Source organism: Ruegeria sp. CE6 (assembly GCF_056537485.1).
The window spans coordinates 386,509-399,423 of sequence record NZ_JBQFRR010000001.1; the positions used below are offsets into that span (position 1 = coordinate 386,509).

Here is a 12,915-nt window from a genome sequence, read left to right on the forward strand (position 1 = left end):
ACTGCGAAGTAATAAAGTTGCCGACGAGCGGCAGATGATGGTCTTTTGTTGCTCTTTCGATCTCGAATGAGGGCAGCATGTTGGACAACCTTCCGCGCGGAACGATTTGCATCGAAGACATCGAAATGGGCATGTCGCGGCACTTGCGCAAAGTCGTGACCGATGAAGATATCGAGATGTTCGCTCAAGTATCGACCGACCGGAATCCGGTTCATCTGGATGATGACTATGCCCGCGATACGATATTCGAAGGACGTATTGCGCATGGCATGCTGACCGCCGGCCTGATCTCTGCCGTGATCGGAGAGCAGCTGCCCGGACATGGAACCGTGTACATGGGACAATCGCTTAAATTTCTGGCGCCGGTGCGTCCGGGCGACATGGTTTATGCCGAGGTCAAGGTGATCGATATCGATTTTGCCAAACGTCGGGTGAAACTGGATTGCCACTGCGCAGTTGACGGAAAGAAAGTGTTGGTGGGTGAGGCCATGGTGCTGGCTCCGAGCCGCAAGTTCGACTGATAATCCACCTTAATCGAACTGCGGCTTGAACCTGACGGGCAGTCCCGCTAGGCAAGCCGCATGCATATCATCCGGGACTTCCAGTTTGTTGAACCAGAAGACCGAGGCGCAAGTGTCGCCATCGGGAACTTTGACGGTGTTCATCTTGGCCATCAATCCGTCATCGAGTTGGCGCGCAATGCTGAATTGAACGCGCCGCTGGGGGTCATGACATTTGAGCCGCATCCACGAGAGTATTTTTCCCCAGAGGCACCGCCCTTTCGTCTGATGCGCGGCAATGCGCGCGCGCACCGGCTGGAAAAACTCGGCGTGCAGAAGCTTTATGAACTGCCTTTTAATTCAACGCTCGCGGGAATGACGCCCGAAGCTTTTGCGAGGAATGTCATATGCGATGGTCTGGGGCTTTCTCATGTTGTCGTGGGTGCCGATTTTTGTTTTGGCAAAGGGCGCAGCGGTAACCCTCAGGACCTGGTTCGCTTTGGCGAAGAGATGGGGTTCGGTGTGACCATCGCGCCCCTGTTGGAGCGCACCGAGAATGTGGTTTCGTCGACTGCGATCCGGACAGCTCTGTCAGAGGGGCGCCCGCGCGATGCGGCAACAATGCTGGGGCACTGGCACCGGATTGAGGGTGAGGTCGTCGGAGGCGAGCAACGCGGACGAGAGTTGGGGTACCCGACAGCCAATATGTCGATCGAAGGACTGCACCCTCCAAGATTCGGCGTTTATGCAGTTTTGGTCGACGTCCTGGATGGCCCGCATCAGGGCAGCTATCACGGGGCGGCATCGGTCGGGACCCGGCCCATGTTCCAAGGCGAGGTTCCTAACATCGAGACATTTCTGTTCAATTTCTCAGGTGATCTTTACGGTGCCACGCTGTCCGTTGGTCTGGTCGACTATCTGCGGCTCGAAATGACATTCGACGGCCTCGACGGGTTGATCTCGCAGATGGATGCCGATTGCGCGCGCGCGAGAGAGATACTGGCCAGTACATGACTACGGATCCAATCGATCGAGCTGGCCTCGCGCCCCGATTCTGGGAATGCAAGCCGCTGCGCAAGATGAACCAGCGTGAGTGGGAGGCCCTGTGCGATGGTTGCGGAAAATGCTGTCTGAACAAGCTGGAAGACGAAGATACGGGCGAGGTCGCATTGACCTGTGTTGCCTGTCGCCTGCTGGATGACGAAACTTGCCGGTGCACCCAATATGATATCCGCCACCAATTCGTGCCCGAATGCATCGTCATGACACCCGACAACATCGACAACCATGCCTATTGGCTGCCCCAGACTTGCGCCTATCGACTGCTCTGGGAAGGCAAACCGCTTTACGACTGGCACCCTTTGCTATCAGGTACGCCTGAAAGCGTTCACACCGCCGGAGTCTCCGTGCAGCGGCGAACCGTATCTGAATTCGAAACGCCCATGGAAGAGTGGGAAGACTACATCATCGAGGAGCCGAATTAATGCATTTTGCCTCTGATAATTCCGGGCCTGTTCATCCCGAAGTTCTGGCCGCATTGGCCGAAGCCAATCAGGGCTATCAGATGGCTTATGGCGCCGACACCTTGATGAACGAAGTGCGCGACCAAATCCGCGGCATTTTCGAAGCACCGGGTGCGGCAGTTTATCTGGTCGCTACGGGAACGGCAGCTAATTCACTGGCGTTGGCAACGCTGAGCAAGCCGTGGGAAACCGTGTTCTGTTCACCCGTTGCTCATATCCATGAGGATGAGTGCAATGCTCCCGAATTCTACACCGGCGCGAAACTGACTCTGGTGCCGGGTGGCGACAAGATGACCCCCGAAGCATTGACCAAGTCCATTGAGGGGGAAGAAACCCGCGGCGTGCATGGTCCGCAGCGCGGGCCTGTCTCGATCACTCAGGTGACCGAGCGTGGCTCGGTTTACTCGCTTGCCGAACTTCAAGCCTTGTGTGGCGTTGCCAAGAAGTATGGGTTGCCGGTGCATATGGATGGTGCACGCTTCACTAACGCTCTGGTCGCTTTGAATTGCTCACCGGCAGAGATGACGTGGAAATCTGGTGTTGACGCAGTCAGCTTTGGCGGCACCAAAAACGGGCTGATGGGTGTCGAGGCCGTAATCTTCTTCGACGAAAGCAAAGCTTGGGAGTTCGAGCTGCGGCGCAAGCGCGGGGCGCACCTGTTTTCCAAGCACCGTTATCTGTCGGCCCAGATGGCTGCTTATCTGCAGGATGACCTGTGGCTGAAATCAGCTCGCAAAGCGAATGCCAATTGCGCGCGATTGGCGGATGGTCTGCGGGCAGTCGGGGCAGAATTCCTGCATGAACCCCAGGCAAACATGATTTTCGCAAGCTTTCCCCGCAGCCAACACAAGCGCCTGCACGAGGCCGGCGCCGTCTATCACCTGTGGGGCGATACGTTGGACGGTGACGACGAAGACGAGATGCTGGCCTGCCGCCTTGTCTGTGACTGGTCCATCGGAACCGAGCAGATCGATCGGTTTCTGAACCTCTTGTAGCCGTGCCTCCCTGCCCCGGCTATTTCATCTCAGCCAGATGCTTGTCCAGATCATCAAGACGGTCCTGTCCCCAGAACCTCTGATCGTCCGGTGTGATGTAAAATGGTGCCCCGAAAACACCCCGGTCCACGGCTTCTTCCAGATTTGCGGCGTAGGTTTCCGCACCTACCAACAGGCCACTATCAGCTAGATTTGGATTAAATCCTGCCTGTTCCAGGCAATCCCGGATCACGCCATCATCAGAGATGTCCTTTTCTTCTGCCCAGCAGGCACGCAAGAAGGAATGGCAAAGTTTACCCACATCACCTGATCCATCCTGTACTGCTGCGATCACAGCGTAAGAGGACGGTGCCATGTTCGTCGGCCAGTGCGCAGGCTGCAGGTTCAACGGCATATCCAGACTGCGCGCTTGGCGCACCAATTCCTGCGCGCGGTATTCGATGCGAGATATATGTCGGTCTTTTGGTGGCGTTCCACCTGTCCGGCCGAACAGGGCAACAATATCCAAAGGTTTATAGTTGATCGTCGCACCGTGTTTTGCCGCGATCTCTTCAAGGCGCATTCCCGCCAGATAGGAATAGGGCGAGAGTGTCGCAAAAAAGTAGTCAATCTGGGCCATGTTCACTTTCTCCGCTGCGTTATCTTTGCGGGACGGTAGACCCATGCTAAGCGGTGTCAACATCACGAATCTGTCACATTGCCACTGCTGCCCGGGGAAAATCAGCCGATGCCGACACTTCACGAACCCAAGCTTATCGCTGGGAACGCCAATCTTCCGCTTGCCGAAACCATTGCACGTCGCATGAGCCTGCATCGCGGCGTTGACCAGGGGCTGGTCGATGCTCGGGTCGAACGGTTCAACGACGGAGAGATTTTCGTCGAGGTTTTCGAGAATGTGCGCGGTGAGGATATGTTTATCGTTCAACCAACCTCGAACCCCGCCAATGACAATCTGATGGAGCTGCTGATCATCGCAGATGCGCTGCGCCGTTCATCCGCAGCCCGGATCACCGCTGTCATTCCGTATTTCGGGTACGCCCGTCAGGACCGCCGCACCAAGGCGCGCACACCAATCAGCGCCAAGCTGGTGGCAAACATGCTGACTGGTGCGGGTATCGAACGGATTCTAACTATGGATCTGCACGCAGCCCAGATTCAGGGCTTTTTCGACATGCCGGTGGACAACCTTTATGCCTCTCCGATCTTTGCCCTGGATGTGAAGAAACAATTCAAGGATCAGATGGACGACCTGATGGTGGTCTCGCCAGATGTCGGCGGTGTGGCCCGCGCCCGCGAACTGGCCAAACGCATCAATGCACCACTTTCGATCGTCGACAAACGCCGCGAGAAGGCAGGCGAAGTGGCCGAGATGACTGTCATTGGTGATGTGAAAGACAAAATCTGCCTGATCGTCGATGACATTTGCGATACCGCTGGCACTCTGTGCAAAGCTGCCCAGGTGCTGATGGATAACGGCGCCAAGGAAGTACACTCTTACATCACCCACGGTGTCATGAGTGGACCGGCGGTTGAACGTGTGACCAATTCGGTGATGAAATCTCTGGTCCTATCGGACACGATCCAGCCTACGGCCGAGATCAACAAGGCCGCCAACATCCGCATCGTACCCACCGCGCCGATCTTTACGCAGGCGATCCTGAACATTTGGAACGGCACAAGTGTATCATCGCTGTTCGAAGACAAGACACTGACGCCGATCTACGAGTCACTTTATCATATGGATTGATCGAAAAACTGCTGACTACCATAGATAATGTCTGAATTCATGACGGCCTGCCTATTCGGCGACCGTCATGATTTCTTCCAACGGCTTTTTCATCTTTGCAACTTTTGGCACCTTCGCGTCGTCTTGCGGATGGCCTACAGCTACGATCATAATAGGCTTTTCATGATCAGGGCGGTTTAGCAGTTTATTCAGGAATTTCATCGGGTTGGGTGTGTGGGTCAGCGATACCAGCCCTGCATGGTGCAGCGCCGTCAACAAAAAGCCCGTGGCAATTCCCGTGCTTTCAGGCACGTAGTAGTTTTTGAACCGATCTCCATCATCGAAATGACCCCAACGTTGGGCGAAAATCACTATCAGCCACGGTGCGTCTTCCAGATGCGGCTTCTGATCGTTAGTCCCGATTGGTTCAAGCGCCTTCAGCCATTCATCTCCGGCACCGCCTTCATAAAACCTGCGCTCCTCAGCTTCTGCCTCTTCCCGAATACGGCGTTTCATCTCAGGGTTCGAGATGGCCACAAAGTGCCAGGGCTGATGATTGGCCCCTGAGGGCGCTGTTCCGGCTGCGCGAATGCACTCTTCGATGACCGTGCGCTCGACGGGCCGGTCCGAATAGTCACGCACGGTATGGCGGCGTTTCATCTTGTTGTAGAACGCTCGCGCTTCGGCCAGCATTTCTTCATCAGACAAGTCCATACGATCCGGAAGGTCCAGGGCCTCGTATTCGATATGATCTCGTGCAAACACCTATAAGATACTCCGGTTGCGTTAGCCGCTATTTGGGATGGCCAGTCTTCTTTATGGGACGACGCGCGAAGGTGCGCAATCTTATGTCACGAACAGGCCTGCTTCACGAGATATCCCAATCGTCTTCATGCGAAACATCTCCAATTGCGGTCCAACTCACCCGAATTCTGGCGATACGCGTATCGGACCAGGTGCGAAACACCGCATTGAATCCTTCCGGCGTTATATCTTCGGCCTGAACTTCAGCCCGTAAAGCGGAAGACGTATCCACATCCCAAAGTACCACGCCTATCTGGATGATTGGCACAGAGCGGAACACTTCTGAAAAACGGACGCTTACGCGACGCTCACGCGGGCCCTCACCAGTCCACATCACGCCACCATCGGCGAAATCGGAAAACAAGACCTCCTCGCCCTGATCAATGCCGATGGGATGGGTTTGAAACTTTTTCATATATCGTCTTTTATTGTTCAATTCCTGCAGCTTAACTTCAGCGAATGGCAAAATCACGACAAAAAAACGGCCCCGCGGATACGGGGCCGTTCCAAGTGATCAGAATGTCATGAACCCTTACAGGCTCATATGCGTTCCTAGAGCTTCCATGTCAGCCAGCAACTTTGCAGCATCGTCGACGATGGTCTGATCGTCACCGGCCTTGGCTGCCTCGTGCGAGGCGCGGGCGTCAGCGATCAGATCGTCCAGATGCGAACGTGTTACTTCAGCAACCGGAATGGCCTTTTCGGCCAGAACCGACAGGCCATCACCATTGATCTGAGCAAACCCACCGGTGACCAGGTATTCGCTGGAGCCTTGGGGTGCTTCGACCTTCAGGATGCCCGGGCGCAGAGTTGTAATTGTGGGGGCATGATCGGGCATTGCCGTCATGTCCCCGTCCGCGCCGGGAATCTGGACCGCGGTGGCCTCGAGCGAAGCAAGGCTCCGCTCGGGGCTGACGAGGTCGAATTGCATCGTGTTTGCCATCAGGGATACTCCTTAGGCGGCTTCTGCGGCCATCTTCTCCGCTTTGGCGATCACTTCTTCGATGCCGCCAACCATCAGGAAGGCCGCTTCGGGCAGGTGATCGTATTCGCCAGCGACAACCGCTTTGAACGACGCGATGGTCACATCCAGAGGAACCTGAACGCCCGGCGAACCGGTGAAGACTTCGGCCACGTCGAACGGCTGCGACAGGAAGCGCTCGATCTTACGGGCACGTGCCACGGTCAGTTTGTCCTCTTCCGACAGTTCGTCCATGCCGAGGATGGCGATGATGTCCTGCAGCGACTTGTAGCGCTGGAGAATCTGCTGAACGTCGGTTGCGACCTTGTAGTGCTCTTCACCAACGATGGCCGGGTCGAGCAGACGCGAGGTCGAGTCGAGCGGGTCAACCGCCGGGTAGATACCCTTTTCCGAGATCGCACGGTTAAGAACGGTGGTCGCGTCCAAGTGAGCAAACGAGGTTGCTGGCGCAGGGTCGGTAAGGTCGTCTGCAGGAACATAAATGGCCTGCACGGACGTGATCGAGCCCGACTTGGTCGAGGTGATGCGTTCCTGCAGAGCGCCCATGTCAGTCGCCAGCGTCGGCTGATAGCCCACAGCCGAAGGAATACGACCTAGCAGAGCCGAAACCTCAGAACCCGCCTGCGTGAAACGGAAGATGTTGTCGACGAAGAACAGAACGTCGGTACCGGACTGGTCGCGGAACTGTTCGGCCAGCGTCAGACCGGTCAGCGCAACACGTGCACGTGCTCCGGGAGGTTCGTTCATCTGACCGTAAACCAGGGCCACCTGCGATTCCGACAGGTTGTCCGGTTTAATAACGTTCGATTCGATCATCTCGTGGTACAGGTCGTTGCCTTCACGGGTCCGTTCACCAACACCCGCGAACACCGAGAAGCCCGAGTGCACTTTTGCGATGTTGTTGATCAGTTCCATGATCAGAACGGTTTTACCAACGCCGGCGCCGCCGAACAGGCCGATCTTACCGCCTTTGGCGTATGGGGCCAGCAGGTCAACAACCTTGATGCCGGTTACCAGAACTTCCGACTCGGTTGACTGTTCGTCAAAAGTCGGTGCAGGCTGGTGGATCGCACGGGCTTCGGTTGCTTCAACCGGGCCTTTTTCGTCGATCGGCTCGCCAACCACGTTCAGGATGCGGCCCAGAGTGGCGTTACCAACCGGAACCGAGATCGGTGCGCCAGTGTCGGTCACGGCTTCGCCGCGGACCAGACCCTCGGTCGCGTCCATCGCGATGGTACGGACGGTGTTTTCACCCAGGTGCTGAGCAACTTCCAACACCAGGCGCTTGCCGTTGTTGGTGGTTTCCAGCGCGTTCAGAATTTCAGGCAGCTGATCTTCGAAGTGCACGTCGACGACGGCCCCGATGATCTGTGTGACTTTGCCTTTTGCATTCGCCATGTTTCGTCTCCGGTATGTCTCTACAGCGCTTCGGCGCCGGAAATAATTTCAATCAGCTCGTTGGTGATCACGGCCTGACGCGAGCGGTTGAACTGGATCGTCAGCTTGTCGATCATCTCACCCGCGTTGCGTGTCGCGTTGTCCATTGCGGACATCCGTGCACCCTGTTCAGACGCTCCGTTTTCGAGCAGAGCCGAGAAGATCGCGGTGGCAACCCCCTTGGGCAGCAGGTCGGCCAAGATGGCCTCTTCGCTGGGCTCGTAGTCGAATACCGCACCGCTGTCGTCACCCGTCGCTTCGTCTTCGAACGAGGCGGGGATGACCTGCTGTGCCGTCGGGATCTGGGTCACAACGTTGACGAACTTCGAGTAGAAGATCGTGGCAACGTCGAACTCACCCCCGTCGAAACGAGACAGGACGTCCTTGGCGATGTCTTGCGCGTTGGAATACCCCAGACGCTTGACCTCGCTCAGGTCGATATGTCCAACGAACAGATCGCTAAAATCACGCTTGAGCGCGTCGCGGCCTTTTTTGCCGACGGTCAAAACCTTGACCGTCTTGCCTTTGGCGCGCAACTCGTCCGCCTTTTGGCGAGCGAGCTTGGCGATGTTCGAGTTGAAGCCGCCACACAGGCCGCGTTCAGCTGTCATGACAACCAGCAGATGGACATCATCACTGCCCGTGCCACGGAGCAGCTTGGGGGCGCTGTCGCTGCCCCCGACCGAAGCCGCCAGTCCCGCCATCACGGCATTGAACCGCTCGGCATAGGGACGCGAGGCTTCGGCAGATTCCTGGGCGCGGCGCAGTTTTGCTGCCGCGACCATCTGCATGGCCTTGGTGATCTTGCGGGTCGATTTGACCGACTCGATCCTGTTTTTAAGGTCCTTAAGATTTGGCATATGCCCGCCTCTCCCTTAAGCGAAGGTTGCGGCGTATTCGTCCAGCGCAGCCTTGATCTTGTCGGAAGCGTCACCCTTGATCTTGGGATCTTCGTCCGTGATCCACTGAAGCAGATCCGCGTGCTTGCCACGCAGGTGCGCCAGCAGGCCGGCTTCGTATCGGCCAACATCGGACACGTCGATCTTGTCGAGGTAACCGTTGGTACCGGCGAAGATAACGCAGACGATTTCGGCGTTGGTCAGCGGCGAGTACTGCGGCTGTTTCATCAGCTCGGTCAGACGCGCACCACGGTTCAGCAGCTGCTGGGTCGCGGCGTCGAGGTCAGAACCAAACTGCGCAAAGGCAGCCATTTCGCGGTACTGAGCCAGCTCCAGCTTAACCGGACCGGCAACCGACTTCATCGAGTTGGTCTGAGCCGAGGAGCCCACACGCGAAACCGACAGACCGGTGTTCACAGCAGGGCGGATGCCTTGGTAGAACAGTTCGGTTTCCAGGAAGATCTGGCCGTCGGTGATCGAGATCACGTTGGTCGGAATAAACGCCGAAACGTCACCACCTTGAGTTTCGATAACCGGCAGAGCGGTCAGCGAGCCCGCACCGAAGTCTTCGTTCAGCTTTGCCGAACGTTCCAACAGACGCGAGTGGAGGTAGAAAACGTCGCCAGGATAGGCTTCACGTCCGGGCGGACGGCGCAGCAGCAGCGACATCTGACGATAGGACACAGCCTGCTTCGACAGGTCATCATAGATGATCAACGCGTGGCGGCCGTTGTCGCGGAAGTATTCGGCCATCGCGGTTGCGGCGTAAGGTGCAAGGAACTGCATCGGTGCCGGGTCGGACGCGGTTGCCGCCACAACGATCGAGTAGTCGATCGCGCCGGACTCTTCCAGTTTCTTCACCAGCTGAGCAACGGTCGAACGCTTTTGACCGATCGCAACGTACACGCAGTACAGCTTCTTCGACTCGTCGTCGCCTGCTGCGTCGTTGTAAACTTTCTGGTTCAGGATCGCGTCCAGAGCAACGGCGGTTTTACCGGTCTGACGGTCACCAATGATCAGCTCACGCTGGCCACGGCCGATTGGGATCATTGCGTCAACCGATTTCAGGCCGGTTGCCATCGGCTCGTGAACCGATTTACGCGGAATGATGCCCGGCGCTTTAACGTCTGCAACGCCACGCTTGGTCGCGTTGATCGGGCCTTTGCCGTCCAGCGGGTTGCCCAGACCGTCAACAACGCGGCCCAGCAGCTCGTCACCAATCGGAACGTCCACGATCGAGTTGGTGCGCTTAACAGTGTCACCTTCTTTGATGTCACGATCGGAACCGAAGATAACGACACCGACGTTGTCGCTTTCCAGGTTCAGGGCCATGCCCATGATGCCACCGGGGAATTCGACCATCTCACCGGCTTGCACATTGTCCAGGCCGTATACACGGGCAATCCCGTCACCGACGCTCAGCACGCGGCCGATCTCGGCCACTTCGGCTTCCTGACCAAAATTCTTGATCTGGTCCTTCAGGATTGCAGAAATCTCTGCAGCTTGGATTCCCATTTATCCGACCTCTTTCATTGCATTCTGTAGGGAGTTCAGCTTCGAACGGATCGAGCTATCGATCATTTTCGAGCCCACTTTAACGACAAGACCGCCGATGAGGCTTTCATCAACGGTCGCATTGATTGTCACGGTCTTGCCCACACGCTCGGACAGCGTCTTGGACAGTTTATCCATTTGGGTCTTGGTGAGCGCCTTGGCCGAGGCGACATCGGCGGTCACCTCGCCACGCTCGTCAGCCAGCATGTCGCGTAGAACCTGCACCAGTTGCGGTACAACGAACAGACGACGTTTCTGCGCCATCAGACCCAGCGTATTGCGCAGGATGGCATGCAGGCCCATCTTGTCCGCAACAGCGGTGATTGCGCTTTCCTGTTCGGCGCGCGAAACCAAAGGCGATGCGATCAGGTCGCGCAATTCAGCGCTGTCACCCAATGCTGCTGCCAGATCGTTGATTCCTGTTTCCAGACCTGCAAGGTCGTTATTCTCTTTAGCGATCTCGAAGATCGCGGTGGCATAGCGCTCGGCGATGCCAGTGGAAATCGAAGCTGGTTCGGACACGTCCACCCTTCCGATATTTGAGGCCCCGATTTTGAGTAGCGGCCGCTACCTTGGGGCGTGAGGAAACCCCGTCCATTTAGGGCGGGGATCAAAATCACCGGGGATGTAGCAGAGGTGTTCCAACCAAGCAATACGCTATAGCGGTAACAGTTTTATCCACAAATTATTATTTTTCATACACTTAACCCAACTGCGACCCTTTGGACCGATTGGGGCAGTTGAAAAATGTTACGAATATGCAGGTTTTTGCGATTCCTGTGACCTTTTTCCCGCATTTTTTCCGTTCAAAATGCGCCGGACTGTCACGCAGGCTTTAACAAACCATCCAACGCTTTGATCGGGCGCTTCGCTGTGTCTTTGGTAACGCTCCCGCTAGGCGGGCGAATGAGTTTACTGGCCTCAACCATAAGCACGCCTCCGGCCATGACGGTTGGGATGCGTTGTCCAGTCTTCTCGATCAGGCTACCTGATTTTAGCCAAAACCGACGGAACGAAGGCGGCAGGTAAAGCGCCGAGCAATGGTTTTCGGGGACGAAGTGGTGCGCTCGCAATTGGTTTTCCAATTGGGTCGTTGAATAGGGCTGCCCAAAGCCAAACGGTGTCCGGTCTGAGCGCGACCAAAGCCCGGCCCGGTTCGGTACGACAAATAGCACACGCCCTCCGGGCCCCAGAACGCGCCAGCATTCTTCCAGCAATTGACTGGGTCGGTTTGAAGTTTCCAAACCATGCATCACCACGAGTTTATCCACATGGCCAGTTTCGATTGGCCACATCGTCTCTTCGGTCAGAACGGAAACATTGGGCATCCCCGCAGGCCATGGCATTACACCCTGCGGACCAGGCATAAGACCAATCACACGGCGCGCATCTTTGAGGTAAGGCCGCAATAAAGGTACGGCAAAACCAAATCCGACCACAGTTTGCCCCTTGGCTTCGGGCCAAAGATCCACCAACCGACCACGGATCGCTGCCTGGGCCGCGCGACCCAGGGTGCTGCGATAGTAGAAATTCCTCAGATCCTGCACATCAAGATGCATTGCGGACACCCGGTCAATCGGCTTAGCTGGGCGCAGTCTAGCAATGAAAGGGCAAAAGGCCATGCCTCTTGAGATCGTTACCATTCCTTGCCTCAGCGATAATTACGCCTTTCTCGCCCATGATCCGGCCAGCGGTGAGACTGCCTTGATCGATGCGCCAGAGGCAGCTCCGATTCTGGCTGAACTGGATTCGCGCGGCTGGCAGCTAAGCCATGTGTTGCTGACCCATCATCATTGGGATCATGTGGACGGGCTGGGCGACATTCTGGCGAAACAGCCCGCGCGTGTGATCGGCGCAAAAGCAGATGAGCATCGGTTGCCAAAACTTGATCAGGCGGTGGTTGAAGGTGACACTTTTTATATCGGCGGTGAGCCGGTCGAGGTTCTTGATGTGTCCGGTCATACAATTGGGCACATTGCATTCTACATGCCCCAAACTGGCGTTGTATTCACCGCTGACAGCCTGATGGCGCTGGGATGTGGACGATTGTTCGAGGGCACGCCTGCACAAATGTGGGCCTCTCTCAGCAAGCTGGCGGCCCTGCCCGATGAAACAATCGTGTGCTCAGGCCACGAATACACACAGGCAAACGCCAAGTTCGCCCTGACCATCGATCCCGACAACCCAGCCTTGCTTGACCGCGTGGCCGATATTAATCGCGCCCGCGCTGCCGGAGAACCCACTGTGCCCTCGCTTTTGGGCCTGGAAAAGGCGACAAATCCGTTTCTAAGGGCCACTGACCCGGCGATTCAGGCCCATCTGGGCATGGAAAACTCTGATCCCGTGTCCGTATTCGCCGAAATTCGAGCCCAAAAAGACAGCTTTTAACCCGTTTCAAGCCCCAATCACGGCCACGGTCACAACAAATGTGACTGTCAAGTGAAAGAAAACCCTTGAAGCCGGGGCGGGATCAACCAAACTCTAATAGTATGAGG

At 56.5% G+C, this 12,915-nt stretch carries 15 protein-coding genes; 6 read left to right on the forward strand and 9 right to left on the reverse strand.

Annotated elements, in window-relative coordinates; genetic code table 11:
* Nucleotides 1-77: 77 nt before the first annotated feature.
* Genes ACR0DK_RS01870 through ACR0DK_RS01885 form a run of 4 tightly spaced genes read left to right on the forward strand, consistent with a single transcriptional unit; the run spans nt 78 to nt 3,018 of the window.
* Nucleotides 78-521, forward strand: a complete 444-nt coding sequence (locus ACR0DK_RS01870) for a MaoC family dehydratase (RefSeq protein ID WP_074736482.1) — start codon at nt 78-80, stop codon at nt 519-521.
* 60 nt (nt 522-581) lie between these two features.
* Nucleotides 582-1,514 (forward strand): bifunctional riboflavin kinase/FAD synthetase, encoded by a 933-nt coding sequence (locus ACR0DK_RS01875; RefSeq protein WP_480734635.1) that lies wholly within the window; start codon nt 582-584, stop codon nt 1,512-1,514.
* Nucleotides 1,511-1,984 carry a YcgN family cysteine cluster protein gene (locus ACR0DK_RS01880; RefSeq protein ID WP_170392426.1) on the forward strand — a complete coding sequence of 158 codons (474 nt, stop codon included), beginning with the start codon at nt 1,511-1,513 and terminating at the stop codon, nt 1,982-1,984. The genes ACR0DK_RS01875 and ACR0DK_RS01880 overlap by 4 nt, the downstream gene beginning before the upstream one ends.
* Nucleotides 1,984-3,018 carry a threonine aldolase family protein gene (locus ACR0DK_RS01885; RefSeq protein ID WP_170636075.1) on the forward strand — a complete coding sequence of 345 codons (1,035 nt, stop codon included), beginning with the start codon at nt 1,984-1,986 and terminating at the stop codon, nt 3,016-3,018. Before ACR0DK_RS01880 ends, ACR0DK_RS01885 begins: the two co-directional genes overlap by 1 nt.
* 19 nt (nt 3,019-3,037) lie before the next feature.
* Here the strand turns inward: ACR0DK_RS01885 and ACR0DK_RS01890 are convergent, their stop codons facing one another.
* Nucleotides 3,038-3,637, reverse strand: coding sequence for a DsbA family protein (locus ACR0DK_RS01890; protein WP_480734637.1), 600 nt, complete (start codon nt 3,635-3,637; stop codon nt 3,038-3,040).
* 108 nt (nt 3,638-3,745) lie between these two features.
* Here ACR0DK_RS01890 and ACR0DK_RS01895 point away from each other — a divergent pair, with 108 nt between their 5' ends.
* Nucleotides 3,746-4,765 (forward strand): ribose-phosphate pyrophosphokinase, encoded by a 1,020-nt coding sequence (locus ACR0DK_RS01895; RefSeq protein ID WP_170392433.1) that lies wholly within the window; start codon nt 3,746-3,748, stop codon nt 4,763-4,765.
* Nucleotides 4,766-4,816: 51 nt separating this feature from the next.
* Here the strand turns inward: ACR0DK_RS01895 and ACR0DK_RS01900 are convergent, their stop codons facing one another.
* The 8 genes from ACR0DK_RS01900 to ACR0DK_RS01935 form a co-directional block, all read right to left on the reverse strand.
* Complete coding sequence (locus ACR0DK_RS01900; RefSeq protein ID WP_170564154.1) at nt 4,817-5,509, reverse strand: nitroreductase family protein; 693 nt, start codon at nt 5,507-5,509, stop codon at nt 4,817-4,819.
* Between the two features lie 103 nt (nt 5,510-5,612).
* Nucleotides 5,613-5,963, reverse strand: a complete 351-nt coding sequence (locus ACR0DK_RS01905; protein ID WP_170594556.1) for an H-type lectin domain-containing protein — start codon at nt 5,961-5,963, stop codon at nt 5,613-5,615.
* Between the two features lie 117 nt (nt 5,964-6,080).
* The gene (locus ACR0DK_RS01910) at nt 6,081-6,491 is read right to left on the reverse strand and encodes a F0F1 ATP synthase subunit epsilon (protein WP_170420547.1); all 411 of its coding nucleotides are present in this window, start codon (nt 6,489-6,491) and stop codon (nt 6,081-6,083) included.
* Nucleotides 6,492-6,503: 12 nt separating this feature from the next.
* Nucleotides 6,504-7,928, reverse strand: coding sequence for a F0F1 ATP synthase subunit beta (gene atpD, locus ACR0DK_RS01915; RefSeq protein ID WP_039537698.1), 1,425 nt, complete (start codon nt 7,926-7,928; stop codon nt 6,504-6,506).
* Between the two features lie 20 nt (nt 7,929-7,948).
* On the reverse strand, nt 7,949-8,827 hold the full coding sequence (locus ACR0DK_RS01920) for a F0F1 ATP synthase subunit gamma (protein WP_170392441.1): 879 nt from the start codon (nt 8,825-8,827) through the stop codon (nt 7,949-7,951).
* A gap of 15 nt (nt 8,828-8,842) precedes the next feature.
* On the reverse strand, nt 8,843-10,381 hold the full coding sequence (gene atpA, locus ACR0DK_RS01925; protein WP_170392443.1) for a F0F1 ATP synthase subunit alpha: 1,539 nt from the start codon (nt 10,379-10,381) through the stop codon (nt 8,843-8,845).
* Entirely contained in the window at nt 10,382-10,942 is a 561-nt protein-coding gene (locus ACR0DK_RS01930; protein WP_170392445.1) for a F0F1 ATP synthase subunit delta, read from the reverse strand.
* 302 nt (nt 10,943-11,244) lie between these two features.
* Nucleotides 11,245-11,979 (reverse strand): methyltransferase domain-containing protein, encoded by a 735-nt coding sequence (locus ACR0DK_RS01935; protein ID WP_170401881.1) that lies wholly within the window; start codon nt 11,977-11,979, stop codon nt 11,245-11,247.
* 61 nt (nt 11,980-12,040) lie between these two features.
* Between ACR0DK_RS01935 and gloB the strand changes: the two genes are divergently transcribed.
* Complete coding sequence (gloB, locus tag ACR0DK_RS01940; protein ID WP_170512527.1) at nt 12,041-12,808, forward strand: hydroxyacylglutathione hydrolase; 768 nt, start codon at nt 12,041-12,043, stop codon at nt 12,806-12,808.
* The last annotated feature ends 107 nt before the right edge of the window (nt 12,809-12,915 follow it).